Source organism: Paenibacillus sp. FSL K6-0276, assembly GCF_037977235.1.
Classification (GTDB): Bacteria; Bacillota; Bacilli; order Paenibacillales; family Paenibacillaceae; genus Paenibacillus_AQ.
The window spans coordinates 516,327-535,495 of sequence record NZ_CP150276.1; the positions used below are offsets into that span (position 1 = coordinate 516,327).

A 19,169-nucleotide genomic window follows, 5' to 3' on the forward strand; every position below is an offset into this window, starting at 1 on the left:
GGTTAATTTTCAATATCAAAAATTGATATATTATAGCGCAGTAGGCTGCCACAGAAAGACCTCCGAGCCGTTCATACTGGCCGGAATGTCGATTATGCGTTGGTTAGTGCTTCCTCGGTAAGGAAGTGTAGTATCTTTCAGTTCTTCTATAAATCGTCCATCTATTAACACTTGACACTGCGTAAGTAGATTCCACTCCGGCGAACCGGGAAGGGCGGTTAGTTCCTCGTAAGTATAACCACTGTAAATCCATATGGAGAAGCCTGGCAGTACAGCGCGAAGCTCATGAATGAACCCCAGAACCTCCTCTGCCGAGAAAAAAGGATCACCACCTGCCAGTGTTAAACCATCAAGCAGTGGGTTAGCGGCAATTTCTGCAATAATTTCGTGTTGACGTTCTAGGGTGAAGACTTCACCGTACTTAAAATTCCATGTCTCGGGATTAAAACATCCCGGGCAACGATGGCGGCAGCCGCTGAGGAAGAGGACGGCCCGCATGCCCTCTCCCTCGTTAATCGACTCCGGATAGTAACCACAAATATTCATAGATGCTTAACGCGATCTCGTACTTCGGCTTGCTTGGCGGCATTAAAGCGGGTCTGGTAGTCGCCAGTCAAATAACCTGTAACTCTGCGCAGACGGCGGATATGTACTTCCGTCTCATGCACGCCGCAGGACGGACAGTTTGTCCCGATTACGCCTTCGTATCCACAGCCAGAGCAGCGGTCAATCGGATGGTTAATGCTGAAATAGCTGACCTGCTGTTCTAGCGCGTATTTAATGATTTTGATAAAAGCGGATGGATTACTGCGGGCATTGCCATTTATTTCGACATAAGAAATAGCACCGGCATTGCAATATTCATGGAAAGGGGCTTCCAAGCTGATCTTCTGAGCAGCACCCAGATCGTAGTATACAGGGATGTGAAAAGAGTTCGTATAATACTCACGGTCAGTTACACCTGGAATAGAACCCAGTACCTTGCGATCAATTTTGGTGAATTTTCCAGACAAGCCTTCTGCTGGTGTTGCGAACAAGGTGATGTTGAGATTCAGTTCCTCACTTTTCCGATCGCAATACTCCCGCATATGACGCACGATAGCCAAAGCCTTGGCATGGACTTCCATATCCTCGCCATGGTGTTTGCCGTACATGGATTTCATGCATTCCGCCATACCGATGAAGCCAAGTGATAGACTACCATGCTTCAGCAGATCGCCTACAGAGTCTTCAGGAGCGAGATTTTCGCCGCCTTCCCAGACGCCTTCTCGCATCATGAAATCGGATGCTTTAGCTTTTTGTGCGGTTTGGATGCGGAAGCGATGAAGAAGTCCTTCCAGCGCAATATCCATATAATGATTTAGATCTTCATAGAAGCCAGCTTCGTCTGCGACGGTACGTCGGCCTGTTACTGTGCCGTGTGCCAGACCGAGCCGAACCAGATTCAGTGTATTAAAGGAAAGGTTGCCCTTCCCGGAGCAATGATTACGCCCAAAACGGTCACCGAGCACTCGGGTTCGGCAGCCCATTGTAGCAAATTCCGTATCAGGATCACTTGGATCATAATACTGCAAGTTGAGCGGAGCGTCTAGATTAGCAAAGTTCGGATACAGTCTGCGTGCAGAACATTCAGCTGCTTTTAGGAACAATTCATAGTTGGGATCGCCCTGCTGTTGATTGACCCCTTGCTTACATTTGAAGATTTGAATCGGGAACACGGGTGTTTCTCCGCTTCCAAGTCCATTCATAGTTGCGGTTAGCAGAGAACTGATCACAAGCTGGCCTTCTGGTGAAGTACAAGTCCCGTAGTTGATGCTGGTAAACGGTATTTGACCACCGGATCGGCTGGACATGGTATTGAGATTATGTACCATGCTTTCTGCCGCTTGCAGGGTTTCGATTTCGGTTTCCTTTAGTGCATAACGGAATGATTTCGGATATAACTCGGCTAGATCGGTCCGACTCATTGTGATTTCACCCAAAGATTCACCAGCTTGTCCTTCTTCAAAGTATTCCAGACCCTTGCGGAACAGCTTGGCGAAGGATTTGGTTACATAAGGCGCTAGATCATAGTCGAGTTTATTGGCAGATACGCCGCCATATTGAGCGTTTTGCTGGGATTGAAAAATGATCGCTACCAGTGACATAGCTGTCATTATTGAGTTTGGGGGACGAACACTGCCGTTGCCGGTGTTGAAGCCTTCGCGGAGAAGCTTATCAAACGGGATAAAAATGCAGTTGGTCGTTCCAATCGCGTATTGATCCAGATCATGCACATAGACGACATTGTCATCAATGGCCTGCACTAGCTGCGGTGGCATCGTAAAGTTACGGGCGTACCATTTCGAATATTCACTGCCGAACTTGCTCATTTTACCGGAGAAGCTCTCTCCGTTCAAATTGGCATTCTCGCGCAGTAGGTCCAAATCCCGGCTGTCGATAATATCGCGCCCTAAATCAATGAGCTCTTCTAAAAGAACTTCTCGTGCATTTGTTGTACCGTTAAATTGTCTCTCCAACAACGTCATTGTATAGCTCTCCTCTCAGTATAAAAGAAAAACATCTATCGTCCTATCATTAAGAAGTGGACCGCTATAAGCGGCTGTATATTCATTCTGATCTCATAAAAAAAGCATCCCCTAGCGAGGATGGCAGAAAATGCCCGATGCGTTATGTAAATATCCACACGGATATTTGCAGTGGTCTCTCAGAAGATGACCGCATGCGGACACCGTTCCTGTTCCTCGCAGGCATTCATAGTTGGTGTCGTCGAAACAGGCAGGTCTCCTGGCTTCCGTAGGACCTCTCAGCGCCTTCCCAAGGGCTATCTTAACCCTCAGTGGCTTTTGCCGGGAGATCTGTCCTTCTTAAGCTTCTAAAAGCTTGAGAAGGACATCCGGTTACAGTGGCGGGACCGCAGCGGATTCTCACCGCACTTCCCTATTAAGCTCTAAATCCGATAAAGGATCAAAGCGCCTGTCTCCACTATATTTTGTTGTCGTTAGATAAAAATAACCCAAGATGTTGTGTTTGTAAATAGTTTTTTAGAAAACCCGCGCAGAGAGTGGGTTCTTCAAAAGTACTCCACAAATGATCCACAGGCTGTCCATAAGTAATCCACAATTGATCCACAGGCACGTGGAAAATGATTCATAAATTGTCCGAAAAGATGCCACAAAGAGTCCATAAATGTAGTGCAGACGACCCTAGAATTTACTTAAGAAAAACTACCCTTAGCCGAAGCTATATTTCGGAGTGCTCGTAGGAAAAAGAGGGGATCATCATACTGCTGACTTGGTTTGTGGGAGAGCGGTGGAGTTGTTACAATAGAAGGAGACACATACTTTAAATTTCGAGGAGGTATTCTCATGCCTATTGCTGAAGTAACCGTTATTCCGATTGGAACAGGCAGTACCAGTCTTAGCAGCTATGTTGCAGAAATGCAGCGAGTGTTGAAGACGGTAGAAGGGATTACTTATGAGCTTACATCCATGGGGACGATCATCGAAGGGCCTCTTCAGCGTATTTTCGCAGCGGTAGAAGCGCTGCATGAGTCTCCTTTTGCCGCAGGTGCAGAGCGTGTCTCTACCTCACTTAAAATAGACGACCGCCGTGATAAGCCCTCCACTAGCCGTGGAAAGCTGGAGTCTGTGGAGCGTAAACTACAGATGGAATAGCGGTTTGGGAGAGTAGGGAACAGGGAGAAATAGGCTTGCGTTTCTGGCAGGAAGTTGTATAATATTTTTTGTTTGACAGAAGAATCAGCTTTAAGCTGGTGTAGCTCAGGGGTAGAGCAACGCACTCGTAATGCGTAGGCCGGGGGTTCAATTCCCTTCACCAGCATCCTTCGTTAGTTTATCCCGTCATACCAACGTTTTGTCACACGTTGAATGTTACGGATAGGCAACGATAGGCCAACGCTTTCCGAGTACTAAAACGGGCGTGCGTCGGTACTAATTTACGGTAAAATATGCAGCCTCCTACGAAATTTGTGGGAGGTTTTTTGATATGAAAAATGATCCGCCATCCTCTTTATTCATCCACCGGTACTTACACGGTAAATTGAAGTACAGCGCGGCTTCCGGGGCTTTTGGGGCCGCGCTGTTTTATAGATAAAACAAGTGCTAAGATGATAAGTGCTGCATTTAAAATCCCTTGTAACACATTTGGAAGGTTATTAAGGATTTTTATTAAATCGTTGCATGTTAATTGACTCCTTAATGGCCCGCTTTACCTATAAGCTTTTCGTCATATGAAAGTACGTATGGCTCGAAATTAGAAATTGACACTCGACCTTATAATGATGGCGCTCATAAAGTCGCTTAGCTGCAATATTCTTAGCAGAAACATTTAATGACAGCTTGGTATGGCCATGGCTGTATGCCTTTTGATCCATCTTTTCAAGAAGTTCTTTAGCGATCCCTTGTCCCCGGAATTCTTCGACAACAGCAATTGTGTCCAAATGAAATTCTCCAGGCTGAGCTTCGCTCGTTTCGAATTCATCCTGGTCCTCTCCAAAGAAGAGCGCCACATCATTTTCCCATTGCTCACAGAATGCATCAGTCATTTTGCTATCGTACATTAACGCAATCCCCACAACCTGGCCCTCTATTTCCTTGACGATGATATTGGCATAACTAAAGAAGCTTATTTCCTGGGCATAAGCATGTCGAATAAACGCCATGACCTCTTTTTTTATGTAATTTTCAGTGAAATAGGACTCCTTTTCATCCAGAATCATATAAATGAGTTCGCTTACCTCGGATACATCTTTCTTCGTGGCTTGTCTTATCATTATTCTCATCCTTCTTCAAAAAATACTGGGCAAAAATCCATCGGATCCTTGCAAAAACAAACTTTACAGTATAGGGTAACCCTATAGTCAATAGGGGGATGAACATCATATCAGATCAAAAGAATGATCCATACCTTACTACCAGTGAATTTGCAAAAATATGCGGAGTAAGCAAACATACGTTGTTTTACTATGATGAAATCGGCATCTTGAAGCCTAGGATAACTAATCCCAATGGCTATCGTTATTACGATATCAAACAGTACTATACCTATGAAATCATCTCAGTTTTAAAAGAAGCAGGAATGGCACTAAAAGAAATAAGGGACTATATTCAAAATCAGAATTCGTCACATTTTTTATCCATCCTTATACAAATGCAACAGCAGCTGACCATAGAGCAGAATAAATTTGCGCGCATGCAGAATATACTGCAAGGAGCTATCAAAATTACGGATCGAGGACTGCGTGCTGTCATTGGAGTGCCGTGGATTGAAGAATGCGAGGAAGAATATTTTATTGCTGTACGCGTAGCTGAAGGAGATGGCGAGAAGGAATCTATTCGTAAGTATTATGAACAACTTCATAAGCTCGAGGAAGAATGGGTTGAACTTGAGGTTGCAATTTGTTCCATCGATCAAAGTCGTTTGGAAGCAGGGGATTATAGAGAGACGAATTATTTTATTAAGATCAAGGACAAGCATGAAAGTGATCAGTTATTTATTAAGCCTAAGGGAACTTATGCAATGATCAATCACAAAGGTAATTACGAGAGCATGGATACATCCTACGAACAGTTGAAAGCATTCATTCAAGCTAAAAAAATGCGTATCTGCGGAGATGCGTATGAGCTTGAGCTACTCGGTTATCTGTCGTCAAGTAATCCAGATGAATTTGTCACTCGGATCGCCATTCAGGTGGGCTGACAACATAAAAAAAGAGCCGTATAAACGACTCTTAGTAGTTTTAACGATGTGAGCTTGTTACACCAACCCAGTCCATTCCTTCATAATAGATAGAAGGGTGGGGATCAACGCATGAGGGTTATACACCATTGGTTCGATGTTATGCGGAAGCATAAAAATTAATCGTAAAACCCACACCGCTAACAGCAAAATAATAAACAGGATAATAATAGGCTGACTTAATTTTTTATAAAACGCGAGTACGCATATCAATATTGGCATGATGAATAACGGATGATAGATCCATGCTGCTCTAATATCTCCTTGCAGTAAACTCATATAGGCCCTAGTCATCCCACAAGCAGGACTTGGAATGCCAAATACATTTATGAAGAGGCAAATGCTTTTTTGAAATAGGACATTCGCAGCCATACTAAGGAGACCAACTACACCAAGAATGAGAATAGGGAGGAGTCGTTTTCGGTCTAATTGCTTTATTGCTCTCAACATAACAATATTCAATTAATTTAAAAACTTGTTGATTTTCGACTGGATAATAGCAATTGAAATAATGGAAGCAAACACATACAGAATTGTGAGCAATATAGAATCATCATTAGCATATGTATTTCCACGAGCTACATCCGCTTCGTACAACCGGGAGCTTGCTTTGTAAATCGCAAAGAACCCATACAAGCCGCAAGTCACAATCGTTAATAACAGATCTATCCCTGCACTACCTTCATGATCACGACTGATAATTCTGGATTCCTCAAAGATTTTGTACATCCAATAAATACCGTAAATGCCACAAGTGATAAAAGTAAAAAGGATTGCCATACCAATACTCCGTTTTTGGATCAACAATATCAACTCCTTCGGTTTCGTGTAATTCTACATTCGTACACATGATACGTGATTGGAATTGAAAATTCTAGTGTTTTATTGTAGGTTATCACTACTAACGTGAAATTTTGCGCATTTAGTGAAGCTTCTTTTCTGCTACAATCAAGGGCGAAAATGACAGAGAGAAATGAGGTCGCATTTATGAATAGAAACACCGGAGAAGATTGGAACATCGGTATTCAGGACCCTACTGAGGAACGAGGCAATCCAATCGGTTCAATCCGCGTAAATGACAAGACTGTGGTGACCGAAGGTATTTACGAACGATATTTCATTGAAGATGGTAAGTTTTATCCGCATATTATTAATCCGAAAACTGGATATCCAGTCGATAATAATATTAGCAGTGTAACGATAGTAACAGACCGGTCGACCGAGCTGATACCATCGATACAGCTTTGGTCCTTCTAGATATCGAAGAGGGATTGAAATTCGTAGAAAACATTCCCAATGCGGAAGTCTTGTTTATTACGAAGGACAAGAAGCTGTATGCTTCTTCTGGCTTCAAGGAAATGCTGAATAAAACGAATGACAGCTATACCTTTGCAAATTAAGAGTGATTGTCTCTAGGCGTATATACTTGCAAAATTTTCTGAGCGTTGTATAAATAGATTTTGTTTCACAAAAAAAGCCCATGCTGGTGTAGCTCAGGGGTAGAGCAACGCACTCGTAATGCGTAGGCCGGGGGTTCAATTCCCTTCACCAGCATTCTTACAATGCTTATACAGCGCGGTATTCCGGGATTTTGGAGACCGCACTTTTCTGTGTATTCCGGATTGAATGAAGGGATGGATATCATGCGGTGTTTAACGATACGACAGCCTTGGGCAACGTTGATTGCTCTCGGTGAAAAACAGTTCGAAACCCGATCATGGAGAATAGCCTACCGCGGAGAGTTAGGCATTCATGCCGGGATGAGGATAGACAAGAAGGTATGTGAACAGGAGCCGTTCAAATCGATATTGGCGAAGCATGGCTATACAGCGAACAATTTGCCGACAGGAGCCATTATTGCGTCAGGTCAGCTCACGGGGTGTTATGAGGTTACACCGGAGGCGGACCTAAGGGGGTGGATAAATGGGAATGAATATGATTTTGGCGACTATAGTGAAGGGCGTTTTGCTTGGAAACTCGAAGGTGTTCTTCCGCTGAGTTATCCTATACCGGCTAAAGGCAGATTAAGCTTGTGGGAACATCCGGAGCTAGTCTGAAAGACAAATTGATGTTTTTAATGTAATTTTCATGTGAGCATCATCTTATTTTCAGGTTCGAGGTTTATATTGAAGACACCAAACACCCCCCAGTGTTTTGTGGTATATTTCTCTCTCAGGTCTTGCCAGCTCCCATGGTAAGGCCTGTTTTTTTGTTTGCTAATTGAATGGGGGGAGGGGGCAGCTTCTATGCAGCTTTACTTAATCTGATACTGCTCTTCATAGCTCTTAAAGGATGAAATATCCAGCCCGAGATATCTGCGCATATGGATGGCAGCTTGGGCAGCAACGATGTCGTTTAACAGCAGCATTCGTTCATGGTATCCACGACATATAAATTTGGCTTCTATCCCCGTGTTAAGCCTGTTCTGTTCATATACCTTGATTCCCCGTTTCCTCATCTCCGAACGAACATCTCTTAGATCTGTTGTCGCTACTGCTGCTGCGGTTCCGAGAACCTCCAAATAGGGGGCTGGTGTTCGTAAGTGTACAGATAGAATGGCGGAGTCCCGTTCGAATGCTGATAAAATCATCGGAAGCAATAAATAAGATTTCACCAGCATGTTGTCCCTGCTTTCTGCTCTATGCATGAGTATCATCACCTCTAATGGGAACGTATATTCGTATTCTACCCCGATATCCCAAAAATAATCAATGGTATTTCTAAACAGCTTGTTTAATGTGATTCAATTCACAACTGAATTAGAGAGAATAGAATATATAAAATTTGCAATAATAAAAATCAATGCTTAAGGCTCATAAAAAGGAGAATTAAGATGAAGGATGAAGGAAGTCTTCAGCGCGGATTGGTATTTGGTTGATTCTAAGTATTCCATTATGGATATCTATATTGGGTTGGATGAAGTTACTTTAAAATCGAAGGAAAACCTTTGTGCGAAGCGCCTTTAGGTGCTTTTTTTGTGGCTGCTAATGTGGAGGGTTGTCAGAAGGAATTGATTGACAATTGTGACCATCATCCGTAATTGGCACTATAGTCGTTAATGATGATCCTGTGCCGCTTGGACCTGTAACGACGCCAACGCCGACCGTGACACCAACACCAACGCCGTCGAGCAATACAGAAGTCCTTGTTGACGATGACGAAATTCCACTAGGGCCGGCAGCGACGGAAGCTCTGGTACCTGATGATATCGTCGTAGTGGATGATACGATCCCGCTAGGTAATCCACCTGTGGATGAACTGCCAAAAACGGGAGAATCAAGTCCAGTTCCTTATTATGTAGCAAGTCTAGGTTTTGCACTTATCGGATTGCTAATGAGAAATAGATTCTCCAACAAGAAATAATAAACGGTGTTTGTAGCTTGATCACAAGCTATGCCGTGAAGAATAGTAAAGCCGCTTTCGGGACATATTCCGATGGCGGTTTTATTTTGTCATGATGGTTAAATTTTGGCACATTATAAGTAGATGCTATACTGATTTACAAGGGATATGAAGAAAGGACGGGGAAGATGAATTGGTATGGTTCTTCATTAGCGCTGTCATCGTCATAGGAGCTCTGATCTATGCGGGCTTTTTCTTTTATGGAATTGCTATTAACAGAGCACCGAAGGAATTCCTGAGTAATAATCGTGATTTGAAGGTTGATCCCCCGGTTGCTGGGGCTTCTTGGGGTGAGGGGAAGGACTGGATCTCCAGTCAGAGCTTTGAGAATGTTGAGATTACATCTGAGGACGGACTAGAACTAAGAGGGTACCTGCTCTCTTCGGATCGTGCTGAAGGACGTACAGCGATTCTAGCCCACGGTTATTCTGGAAAAGGGAAGGATATGGGGGCTTACGCCAAAATCTATTACGAGAGACTGGGCTTTAATATCCTGATCCCCGATGCCAGGGGGCATGGGGAAAGCGCTGGGAATTATATTGGTTTTGGTTGGCATGAGCGCAAGGATTACTTGCAGTGGATCCGGTACATTATCAAAGAGACTGGGCCCAATCCTCAAGTTGTGCTCCATGGGGTCTCTATGGGTGGAGCTACAGTGCTAATGACCTCAGGAGAAAATCTACCACCGCAGGTCAAAGCTATTGTCACGGACTGCGCTTACACCTCAGTAAAAGCACAATTAGCCTACCAACTACGGCGTATGTATCGATTGCCAAGTTTCCCTTTTATACAAATTGCGAGTCTAATTACTCGTTTGAAGGCTGGGTATGGTTTTAGTGAGGCGTCTGCCTTGAAACAGGTGCGGAAAGCGAAGGTGCCGATTCTTTTTATTCATGGGGATGCGGATAACTTTGTACCTTTTGCTATGATGAATGAATTGTATGAGGCATGCCAGAGTCCAAAAGAGAAGGTCGTAGTGCCGCAAGCGGGACATGGGTTATCCTATGATACGGATAAGACGGGTTATATAAACGTAGTAACAGCTTTTGTGAATCAATATGTAAATTAATTTGCCCTGAACGTAGACAGCGCCCGATATCCGCTAGGTAGCGGTTATCGGGCGCCTATATTTTTCCACACATGGCATGTGTCCTTGAGTAAGGTTCGTACAGCCATGCTTTTTCGTTATATTCATCCCCCGCCGTTCGTGAGTAACGGGTGTCTTAATTCCTTGTTATTTCCAGCAGCCGTGTGGCGAGAATAATCCTTCCAATACGACAAAAGCCCTACCTCTCTTTTGCCCTTGCGGCTCCATTGACCGCGCCAGTGTGAATCGGAATGCTATATTTCGAATTTAATCTCATAAAAAGGAAAGTTTCTGCAAGAAAACATGAAGCCTCTGTGTCCAAAATGCCGAAGTGTAAAATAGTCGGCCTGACATCTTCTTGATGGGGATATTCAATATATCGAAAAACAAATACGATATAAATATAACACAGTATTGTTTAAAAGGCAAATATAATAATGAATTCCAAGATAAGGGTTGTTTGATTTGGGAGGGGAACAAGCGTAGCAAGAGGGAGCGTTTGATTCGAATATGACTTATGCCGGATTATTTGTGGATTAATTCGGAAAAGCTAGAAAGCCAGAGGAATTGGGACTGTGGGGGTTATTTTGCGTGCCTATTTTGTGAACTGGTCTCTAAAACTTACATTAAACTCCAACATTGATTGAAGGATTGAGGGTAGACCGTTATAATTAATAAGTCTGGTTTTTAATTAAAAAATAAGGGAGATTTTTATGAAACGCGCAGATGTGTGGTTGATTTCCATCGTGTTGATTGCTGCGCTCGCTTTTCTCGCACCGAGATGGTTTTCGGACAATGATGATAAAGGTGGGGCCAGTAAAAATCTCGTAGCCAATGTAACGGTGGACGGCGAGTTATTTAAAACGGTAAAGCTTACAAAAGAAGAACAAACCATTGAGGTCCGTACCGAACGTGGCTACAACATTTTGAAGGTGCATGATTACGGGATTGAAATGTATGATGCCGACTGCCCGGATCAAGTATGTCTAGGTTTTGGTTTTATTACCCTGCCCAAACAGACGATTGTCTGCCTACCGCATAGAGTATTAGTGGAAATCACAAGTGCGTCGGGGGAGGATGATATAGATGCCTATGTCCAGTAGTGAATCTGCAACAGCTTTAAAAAGAACGGTAATTATTGCGATTTTCGCCGCAGTGGCGGTAGTGCTAAGTCTAATAGAGGCACAGATTCCGTTATCAGGGATGGGTCTAGTGCCTGGGGCGAAGCTTGGACTCGCCAACATTATGATTTTGACTTGTATTTACTTTTTACGTGGACGGGACGCGTTCCTACTTGTCATACTCAAAACATTGCTTACTGCATTTCTGTTAGGTACTTTCTCAAGCTTGCTATTCAGTTTATTCGGTTCGCTTTTTAGCTTTGTTGTGATGTTCGTGTTAATGCTGATTAGCGGTAAAGGTAAGAGTATAAGCTTGATCGGCATTAGTATAGCTGGTGGGATTGCACATAATATCGGTCAGCTGCTGGCAGCTTCTATGGTATTCTCATCCCTTAGTATTTTTTATTATCTTCCCATGCTGCTGATCACTGGAGTAGTAACAGGAATTGCCGTGGGCTATGCAGTCCGTTATCTGGTGGCTTCATTGTCAAAAATATCGTTGTTTGAAGAGTTTTTGGACTGATTAGTCACATCAGCGGAAGGATGACTAACATGAATGAATCATACGAAGGTCAAGAATTAGAGGGAGATGGACAAGCTGTCATTTCTCTGGATGGGGTATCGTTTGGTTATGATCCCGAGCATCCGATTCTTCAAAATATAACGTTATCTATCTCACAGGGACAATGGGTTAGCTTGGTTGGCCCCAACGGTTGCGGTAAGTCTACGCTAGTTAAGCTGCTAAATGCTTTGCTGCCTAAGGGTGCTGGCGAGATTGTGGTTAGTGGTATGCAACTGAGTGAGGAAACGATCGGAAGCATTCGGCAATGTATCGGTATGGTGTTCCAAAATCCTGATAATCAGTTTATTGGAGCCACCGTAGAGGAAGATATCTTATTCGGCCTGGAAGGGCTTTGTTTGTCGTACGCAGAGATGGCTGAACGTCTGCACTCTTATACGACGAGGCTGGGAATAAATCATCTGTTGTCCAAACACCCGGGTGAGCTGTCGGGGGGCCAAAAGCAGCGTGTCGCTATTGCCTCCATTCTTGCTATGGAACCAGGCATCGTCATTTTTGACGAGGCCTCTTCTATGTTAGATGAGGGAAGCAGAAATGACCTTCTTGGCATTTTGCAGGATATGCGAGCAGAAGGAAAGTATACGATCCTTATGATTACGCATGATGCAGATGAGATTTTGGCATCGGATCGGGTGCTTGCGCTGCATGGAGGTGGTTTGGCTGCAGATGTTACACCGGCGGAGCTGTTCCGGAATGAGGAGCTTCTGCAAAAGTGCCATTTGCGTGAGCCATATCCTTGGCGCCTTACACGCGAGCTGCAGAATAAGGGCATTCATGTGGATGTTCCCGCCAGTGAAAAGGAGCTTATAGACACGTTATGGCCATAGAATTACAGCAAGTAAGCTACTCCTACGCTGATCGAAGCCTATGGAAGCTGACGGCGCTCCGCGACATTAACCTCAGTGTTCCAATGGGCTCTATGGTTGGTATTGCCGGGGCGACAGGCTCTGGTAAATCGACGCTGCTGCAGTTGTTTAACGGGATACTGAAACCAACGGAGGGTACGGTGAAAGTGCTCGATGTAACCATCCAGGCGGGTGAAAAGTCACCTAAACTAATGCCGCTACGTCGCCGAGTCGGATTGGTATTTCAATTTCCGGAGCAGCAAATGTTTGAAGATACGGTCGAGAAGGATCTCATCTTCGGCCCCCTTAACTTCGGCATGAGCCCCGAAGAGGCAAAGGGGCGTGCAAGGCAGGCCATGTTGGATATGGGCCTGGATCTGGCGCTGCTAGAGCGGAATCCTTTTAAATTGAGCGGTGGACAAATGCGTAAGGCGGCTATCGCATCCGTGCTAGCTATGGACCCTGAAGTCATCGTTCTGGATGAGCCCACGGCTACGCTTGATCCTATTAGCCGTGCAGAGCTAATCAGCTTGCTGGAGCGGTTATGTCGTGAACAGGGTAGAACGATCATTGTCGTCACGCATCGGATGGATGAGCTATTGCCCTATGCGGACAGCTGGCTTGTACTTAAAGAGGGCAGCACGGCGTTTCAGGGCAGCGTAAAGGCACTGGCAGATGACCCTTCGATTCTGGAACAGTGTGGCTTGACGGTTCCACAGTCCCTTCGTTACTGGCGTGCAGTTGCTGATCGCTTCGGTCTTGCGGATGAAGCTCCTCGCTTGACGGCAGAGAGCCTAGCAGAGCTGATAGCTTCGCTGCCAGCGGGATCAGGAAGCTCTAGCGAGTACGAGGGAAAGAGGGACGGCCATGAATGAGAAGCTAATAATCGGGCGCAGTATTGAGACGGGTTCATGGGTGCATAAGCTGGATGCTCGTGCCAAAATTACCGGGATGCTATTATACGTAGCTGTTATCCTGCTTTCTCGTTCGTGGATGGCTATGGCGCTGTTGGCTATTTTTTCAATAGCTGTTATGGCCTCCACACGGATTCCGCTAAAATATTTCCTGAAAGCAGCTAAGCCTTTACGTTATTTAATGTTATTTATTTTTATCGTGCAGCTGCTGTCTGTGAAGACGGGGGAGGCCGTGCTGACCCTTGGCTCATGGTCTATTTATGAGGGAGGGCTAAGGTTAGGCGCATTTTCGGTCATCCGCATGTTTTTTCTGATTACTTTTACTGCGCTGCTGACCTTCACCACAACGCCGGGTAAGCTGAATCAAGGGCTGGAGGGGATTTTGGCTCCCTTCAAAAAGCTAGGCTTGAAGCCCGACCGTATCACGCTGATGATCAGCATTTCACTTCGTTTCATTCCTACGATTCTAGATGAATCGCAGATTATCATGAAAGCGCAGGCCTCACGGGGTGCTGATCTAAAAGAGCTTCCTTTGAAGGAAAAGGGACGAATGTTAGTCTCCCTGCTGGTTCCAATTATCGCGAGTGCGTTTAGGCGTGCACAGGATCTGGTGTATTCCATGGAAGCCCGAGGCTTTCGTATGGATGCTCCGCGCAGTCGGTATCACCGCTTAAGGTGGGGCATATTCGATACTGTTTTTATTAGTATGTTTGTTGTTATGGGGATTGCAGTAGCTTTGGTGTAAAGTACAACTTGTATGAAGAGTATCAACTTGGGAGGGAACATGAATGGCACGTTATTTTAACGGTAGAGAAGTTGAATTATTAGCACCCGCAGGAACGTTTGAGATTTTCAAGGAAGTGATCCAGTCACGGTGTGATGCAGTTTATTTTGGTGGACCTGTATTGAATATGAGAATGATGCGTAAAGGATATAACCTTTCTCATGAGGAAATCGTAGAGGCGCTAGATATCGCTCACCGTCTAGACAAAAAGGTGTATATCACGGTGAATAACCTGTTTAGTGAAGAAGATGTGGAAGAGGCTAGAGAATATCTGCGTTTCCTTGACGGTGCTCGCCCTGACGCCTTGATTGTTCAGGATATGGCCGTGCTGGAGCTTATTCGCGAGATGAAGCTTAGTCTTCCTATTCACTCTTCTGTGATGATGAATGTTCACAACCTGGAGATGATCTATGCGCTGCGCGATCTAGGGGTAAGTCGTGTGGTTACCTCGCGGGAAATGGATCTGCAGACAGCTAAGCTGCTTGGTCAGCGAAGCGGTATGGAACTGGAGTATTTTATTCACGGAGATATGTGTTCGGTTCACGGTGCGAATTGTTACTTCAGCTCCCATGTATTCGGTATGAGTAGTAACCGTGGGAAATGTATGAAGCCTTGTCGCTGGGATTATCGGGTTAAAAAAGACGGGTATGTATATCCGGCTGAATACCCACTAGCTGTAAAAGATATGTTCATGTATGAGCATCTTCCGGAATTGATTGAATCAGGCATTACCTCCTTCAAAATAGAGGGTCGTATGCGGGATAAAGAATTTATGGTGATGCTGGCGAATAGCTACGGCGAAGCTATTGACCGCTATATCGCTGATCCGTTAGGCTTTGATCGTACGGTGGATTCTAAAGTGCTCTACAACAACCGTAAACGTGATTTCTCGACAGCTTATGCTTTTGGAAGACCTGGACTAACTAACATTAACCGTCGTTATGAAGGTACAGGCAAATTCTATAGCACTGGAAAAGTATTCAGTACGCCAACCGCAGAACGTGAGCTGTCTGAGAAACGTGTAGAGGAGCTACGGGAACGATTGGCTCTAGAAAAGCAGCCGAAGACAAACAAGGCGAAGTTGGCTGTACGTGTAAATAATATGGAACAGGCACGGATGGTCTTAGAGCTTGGTGTGGATAGCCTGTATTTGCCGGGGGATGTATTTGAACCAGATCAACCTTTTACAAAGCGGGACATCAAGGAACTTGGTGAACTGAAGGGCGATAGCAAAATCTACTTGGGTTTGCCACGTATGATGACCGAGCTGCATTTTGATCAATATGATCAATTGCTTAACGGAGAACGCTTGCCGATAGACGGTCTTATCGTTACAAATTTGGGAGCCATTCGACGTTACAACGCAACAGGATATCCGTTAATTGGAGACAGTAATTTAAATGTATACAATCATCTTTCAGCACAATTATATGCTAATTTAGGTTTGACTCAGCTTTCGGTGTCGCCGGAAATGACGATGGAGCATTTTGCTACCTTTGCATCTAGCTGTGAAGTGCCTTTGGAAGTTATTGTTCATGGTACACCTGCACTTATGTATATGGAACATGATCTTTATGAGAATACTGAGGTAATGGAGCCTATAGCTGAAGAAGATAATCAATATGTGCACAATAATGTATTGGTTCTAAAAACAGACAAAGGTGAGAATCCGGTATATCGTGATCAACATGGCCGTTGTCATCTTTTATTCGCAAAAGAACTCTGCTATTTACCTTTATTGGGTGAGATGAGTGGGCTAGGGATATCAAGCTTCCGTATTGAAGGAGCAACATATAGCGTCGAACAGCTGCGTGAAATTATAATTTCTTATCAACAGGCAATCAATGGATCTGATATGAAGGATGACATGCTGGGCGGCCTTAAGCCGATTTATGCGGGTTATACTTTGGGCTCGCTACAATTTAACTAAATGTATTTTGGGGACTAGATATCACCTGAGTGATAAGGTGGTGCACAGGACTCTATGAATAAGTTACTATTTTCACAAAAAGGAGAGAGAACCCTTCATGGAACAACAAGACTTCATCGGAAGAGAAGCGGTAGCGTCCAAACGTAAGCAATATTTCTATCCTTGTACACAGCATTTTTATCGTGATGCGCCTCAGCTTGTTCGTGGTTCAATGCAGTTTGTTTATGATGAGAAGGGGAAGTCCTATACGGATTTCTTCGCGGGTGTATCCGTGGTCGCTTGTGGTCACTGTAATCCAGCCATAACGGTACGTACGATTGAACAACTGCAGCAGCTGCAGCATACAACAACTATCTATCTAACTCAACCGAGTGTAGATTTGGCTGAACGTTTGGAAGAAGTTATGCCGGGCGGGTTACGCCGGACCTTCTTCGTTAACAGTGGCTCTGAAGCTAATGAGGGAGCACTGCTGCTCGCCCGGATGTATACGGGACGTAAAGGGTTCATTGCGCTGGAGAGCGGCCTACACGGCCGTACCAATCTAACGATGAGTGTGACAGGCCTGCCTATGTGGCGTACCGATAAATACTTGGATCATGACGTCGAGTTTATTCCTCGCCCTTATCATCCGGAATTATCTCTAGAGGAAGCTGCCTCGTTATCCTTGGAGTCGCTGGAGCGGGTGCTCGAAGAGAAGGGGAATTCGATCGCTGCTATGATCGTGGAGCCTATCCAAGGCAACGGTGGAATGATTATGCCAACGCCAACCTACTTCCGTGATGTAAAAACATTGTTGGAGAGATACGGTGTACTCCTGATTGCTGATGAAATTCAGACTGGGTTTGGACGTACTGGAAAAATGTTTGCTATGGAGCATTTTGACGTCGTTCCTGATATTATTAGTATGGCCAAAGCACTCGGTAACGGAATTCCAGTTGCAGCTTTTGCTACAACGGATGAGATTGCCCTTGCGCTGAATCGCCCGTCAGCCTCCACTTTTGGGGGAAATCCGGTATCTGCTGCAACGGCGCTGGCTGTGCTTGATTATATTCGAGATGAAAGGCTTCCTGAACGCTCGGTACAGCTTGGAGAACGATTGAAAGCAGGTCTGAAGGCTCTTCAAGCCCGTTATCCTTTGCTAATTGTTGATGTACGGGGAACTGGACTTATGCTGGGAGCGGAGCTTGCCGGTGCAGACGCTGACGGCGCTGCGGCGCTTACAGATCAAGTGCTGGAGGCGATGAAGGACCAAGGTTATCTGATCGGCAAAAATGGCATAGGCCGCAATGTACTGGCCTTCCAGCCACCGATGATTATTACGGAAGAGGATATCGACGGGATGCTTAACGTCTTGAACGAAGTCCTTGCAGAACATAATCATTAATGGAATTAAACACAAGTAGTGAAGAAAGAGGAATGCACGAATGGCTATTCTAAACATATGTAAAACTGCAGGTATAAAACTTAAAATGTTCAGCGAATTGGTAATGTTCTCTCATACGCTTTTTTCGCTGCCATTTGCCATTATATCGATGGTATGGGCTGCAGGGGGCTGGCCATCGGGACATGTGATGATCTGGGGATTGATTGCATTGATAGGCGCCCGTAATGGCGCCAATGCTTTCAACCGGCTGGCGGACCGTACGTTCGATGAACAGAATCCTCGTACGGCGCATCGACATCTGCCTCAACGCTTACTGGAGGAAAAAGAAGTTGTGGTCTTTGTTGTGGTCAATTATGCCATTTTCATTGTGGCTTCAGGCATGCTTAATTTGCTCTGCTTGCTCTTATCGCCGGTGGCTATCGTATTGATATCAATCTATTCTTACACGAAGCGGTTTACCTTTCTCAGCCATTTATATTTAGGTTTTGTTATTGCTTCTGCACCCATTGGCGCATGGTTTGCCGTAACCGGAAACATCGCGTTTACACCGTTTGTTATCGGAACAGTTGTTATGCTATGGATTGCCGGCTTTGATATTATTTACGGCACCCAGGATATCGAATTTGACCGGCGGCATGGGCTATGGTCTATTCCTAGCTTCTTCGGACTGGAGAACGCTCTGCGTATTGCAAAAGGTCTACATTTCATTATGATTATGTTGCTATTGTTCTTATATCTATGGCGTGATCTCGGCTGGATGTATTTGGTTGGGATTGGGATTGCGACGGTGCTCCTGATGACTGAGCATAAGATTATAAAACCTTCGAATCGTAAGATGATGAAGGTGGCTTCTTATAATCTGAATCAGGTGATCAGCATAGTGATATTGTTGTGTACGCTGATTGATTTTTTTTATGTTAGCTAGGGAGCAATAAGGCGGTGGTTAGGAAGCTGCACTGCGTGGAATGTTGGACTGTAGGGTCGCTGTTATCCTCGGATTTTTTTGATTTGAACCGCTGTCTGCGGTAGAAATCCGAGGATAGCGTATGCTTTTGAAGCGAGCTTTCCTACGGAAAGCTTTCGGGCGAACACTACGTTTCTACAGTTCCAAAATTCCACTCCGTTCCGTCCTAACCTCCAAGCTAACAACAAAAGACAATAGCCTACCTAAAAGGGGGTAGGTAATGGGATCGGAAAGCTGGCTACTCGGCTTTCCTTTTTTTGTTTTTGTAGGCATCTACGAAGATGGCTAGAGCAATGAAAGAGGGCTAAGCAATATACAAGAAGGATTATAGGGAAAACCTCCCTATAATCCTGCGCTTTATTGACTTTAGATTTTTTATAGGGAAAGTCTCCCTATAA

21 protein-coding genes, 2 tRNA genes and 1 riboswitch are annotated in these 19,169 nt (G+C 44.7%); of the genes, 17 read left to right on the forward strand and 6 right to left on the reverse strand.

The window, feature by feature from the left end:
• Positions 1–30: 30 nt before the first annotated feature.
• Positions 31–546: an anaerobic ribonucleoside-triphosphate reductase activating protein gene (nrdG, locus tag MHH52_RS02385; protein WP_340006428.1), complete on the reverse strand. Its 516-nt coding sequence runs from the start codon at positions 544–546 to the stop codon at positions 31–33.
• Complete coding sequence (locus tag MHH52_RS02390; RefSeq protein WP_340006430.1) at positions 543–2,528, reverse strand: anaerobic ribonucleoside triphosphate reductase; 1,986 nt, start codon at positions 2,526–2,528, stop codon at positions 543–545. The genes nrdG and MHH52_RS02390 overlap by 4 nt, the downstream gene beginning before the upstream one ends.
• A 231-nt stretch (positions 2,529–2,759) precedes the next feature.
• Positions 2,760–2,995, reverse strand: a riboswitch (cobalamin riboswitch).
• A gap of 373 nt (positions 2,996–3,368) precedes the next feature.
• Between MHH52_RS02390 and MHH52_RS02395 the strand changes: the two genes are divergently transcribed.
• Both MHH52_RS02395 and MHH52_RS02400 read left to right on the forward strand, forming a co-directional pair.
• Complete coding sequence (locus tag MHH52_RS02395) at positions 3,369–3,677, forward strand: MTH1187 family thiamine-binding protein (RefSeq protein WP_340006432.1); 309 nt, start codon at positions 3,369–3,371, stop codon at positions 3,675–3,677.
• Between the two features lie 94 nt (positions 3,678–3,771).
• A tRNA-Thr gene (locus tag MHH52_RS02400) sits at positions 3,772–3,843 on the forward strand.
• Positions 3,844–4,234: 391 nt separating this feature from the next.
• Here MHH52_RS02400 and MHH52_RS02405 read toward each other — a convergent pair.
• Positions 4,235–4,795: a GNAT family N-acetyltransferase gene (locus MHH52_RS02405; RefSeq protein WP_340006434.1), complete on the reverse strand. Its 561-nt coding sequence runs from the start codon at positions 4,793–4,795 to the stop codon at positions 4,235–4,237.
• A gap of 98 nt (positions 4,796–4,893) precedes the next feature.
• On the opposite strand from MHH52_RS02405, the gene MHH52_RS02410 reads away from it, so the two are divergent.
• Positions 4,894–5,721 (forward strand): MerR family transcriptional regulator, encoded by an 828-nt coding sequence (locus tag MHH52_RS02410; RefSeq protein ID WP_340006435.1) that lies wholly within the window; start codon positions 4,894–4,896, stop codon positions 5,719–5,721.
• A gap of 57 nt (positions 5,722–5,778) precedes the next feature.
• On the opposite strand, the gene MHH52_RS02415 is transcribed toward MHH52_RS02410, so the two are convergent.
• A complete protein-coding gene (locus MHH52_RS02415; RefSeq protein ID WP_340006437.1) occupies positions 5,779–6,210 on the reverse strand; it encodes a DUF2752 domain-containing protein in 432 nt (143 codons plus the stop codon).
• A 12-nt stretch (positions 6,211–6,222) separates the two neighbouring features.
• Positions 6,223–6,564, reverse strand: coding sequence for a DUF4234 domain-containing protein (locus MHH52_RS02420; RefSeq protein WP_313640585.1), 342 nt, complete (start codon positions 6,562–6,564; stop codon positions 6,223–6,225).
• A gap of 156 nt (positions 6,565–6,720) precedes the next feature.
• Between MHH52_RS02420 and MHH52_RS02425 the strand changes: the two genes are divergently transcribed.
• The 4 genes from MHH52_RS02425 to MHH52_RS02440 all read left to right on the forward strand — a co-directional run bounded on the left by MHH52_RS02425 (position 6,721) and on the right by MHH52_RS02440 (position 7,817).
• Positions 6,721–7,017 carry an FAD:protein FMN transferase gene (locus MHH52_RS02425; protein WP_340006440.1) on the forward strand — a complete coding sequence of 99 codons (297 nt, stop codon included), beginning with the start codon at positions 6,721–6,723 and terminating at the stop codon, positions 7,015–7,017.
• 14 nt (positions 7,018–7,031) lie between these two features.
• Complete coding sequence (locus tag MHH52_RS02430; protein WP_313640587.1) at positions 7,032–7,160, forward strand: hypothetical protein; 129 nt, start codon at positions 7,032–7,034, stop codon at positions 7,158–7,160.
• 82 nt (positions 7,161–7,242) lie between these two features.
• A tRNA-Thr gene (locus MHH52_RS02435) sits at positions 7,243–7,314 on the forward strand.
• 89 nt (positions 7,315–7,403) lie between these two features.
• On the forward strand, positions 7,404–7,817 hold the full coding sequence (locus tag MHH52_RS02440; protein ID WP_340009466.1) for an ASCH domain-containing protein: 414 nt from the start codon (positions 7,404–7,406) through the stop codon (positions 7,815–7,817).
• 197 nt (positions 7,818–8,014) lie between these two features.
• Here the strand turns inward: MHH52_RS02440 and MHH52_RS02445 are convergent, their stop codons facing one another.
• Entirely contained in the window at positions 8,015–8,407 is a 393-nt protein-coding gene (locus tag MHH52_RS02445; RefSeq protein ID WP_340006441.1) for a hypothetical protein, read from the reverse strand.
• Between the two features lie 422 nt (positions 8,408–8,829).
• Between MHH52_RS02445 and MHH52_RS02450 the strand changes: the two genes are divergently transcribed.
• The 10 genes from MHH52_RS02450 (at position 8,830) to MHH52_RS02495 (ending at position 18,732) form a co-directional block, all read left to right on the forward strand.
• A complete protein-coding gene (locus MHH52_RS02450; RefSeq protein WP_340006443.1) occupies positions 8,830–9,123 on the forward strand; it encodes an LPXTG cell wall anchor domain-containing protein in 294 nt (97 codons plus the stop codon).
• Between the two features lie 172 nt (positions 9,124–9,295).
• The gene (locus MHH52_RS02455; RefSeq protein WP_340006445.1) at positions 9,296–10,231 is read left to right on the forward strand and encodes an alpha/beta hydrolase; all 936 of its coding nucleotides are present in this window, start codon (positions 9,296–9,298) and stop codon (positions 10,229–10,231) included.
• Between the two features lie 731 nt (positions 10,232–10,962).
• Entirely contained in the window at positions 10,963–11,352 is a 390-nt protein-coding gene (locus tag MHH52_RS02460) for a NusG domain II-containing protein (protein WP_313639510.1), read from the forward strand.
• Positions 11,336–11,893, forward strand: coding sequence for a Gx transporter family protein (locus tag MHH52_RS02465; protein ID WP_042123757.1), 558 nt, complete (start codon positions 11,336–11,338; stop codon positions 11,891–11,893). Before MHH52_RS02460 ends, MHH52_RS02465 begins: the two co-directional genes overlap by 17 nt.
• A gap of 29 nt (positions 11,894–11,922) precedes the next feature.
• Positions 11,923–12,777: an ATP-binding cassette domain-containing protein gene (locus tag MHH52_RS02470; protein WP_340006446.1), complete on the forward strand. Its 855-nt coding sequence runs from the start codon at positions 11,923–11,925 to the stop codon at positions 12,775–12,777.
• On the forward strand, positions 12,768–13,670 hold the full coding sequence (locus MHH52_RS02475; protein WP_340006448.1) for an ATP-binding cassette domain-containing protein: 903 nt from the start codon (positions 12,768–12,770) through the stop codon (positions 13,668–13,670). Before MHH52_RS02470 ends, MHH52_RS02475 begins: the two co-directional genes overlap by 10 nt.
• Positions 13,663–14,454: an energy-coupling factor transporter transmembrane component T gene (locus MHH52_RS02480; protein ID WP_313639507.1), complete on the forward strand. Its 792-nt coding sequence runs from the start codon at positions 13,663–13,665 to the stop codon at positions 14,452–14,454. The genes MHH52_RS02475 and MHH52_RS02480 overlap by 8 nt, the downstream gene beginning before the upstream one ends.
• A 43-nt stretch (positions 14,455–14,497) precedes the next feature.
• A complete protein-coding gene (locus MHH52_RS02485; RefSeq protein WP_340006449.1) occupies positions 14,498–16,423 on the forward strand; it encodes a U32 family peptidase in 1,926 nt (641 codons plus the stop codon).
• Between the two features lie 97 nt (positions 16,424–16,520).
• Entirely contained in the window at positions 16,521–17,807 is a 1,287-nt protein-coding gene (locus MHH52_RS02490) for an aspartate aminotransferase family protein (protein WP_340006450.1), read from the forward strand.
• A gap of 40 nt (positions 17,808–17,847) precedes the next feature.
• The gene (locus MHH52_RS02495) at positions 17,848–18,732 is read left to right on the forward strand and encodes a UbiA-like polyprenyltransferase (RefSeq protein WP_340006451.1); all 885 of its coding nucleotides are present in this window, start codon (positions 17,848–17,850) and stop codon (positions 18,730–18,732) included.
• Positions 18,733–19,169: the final 437 nt, after the last annotated feature.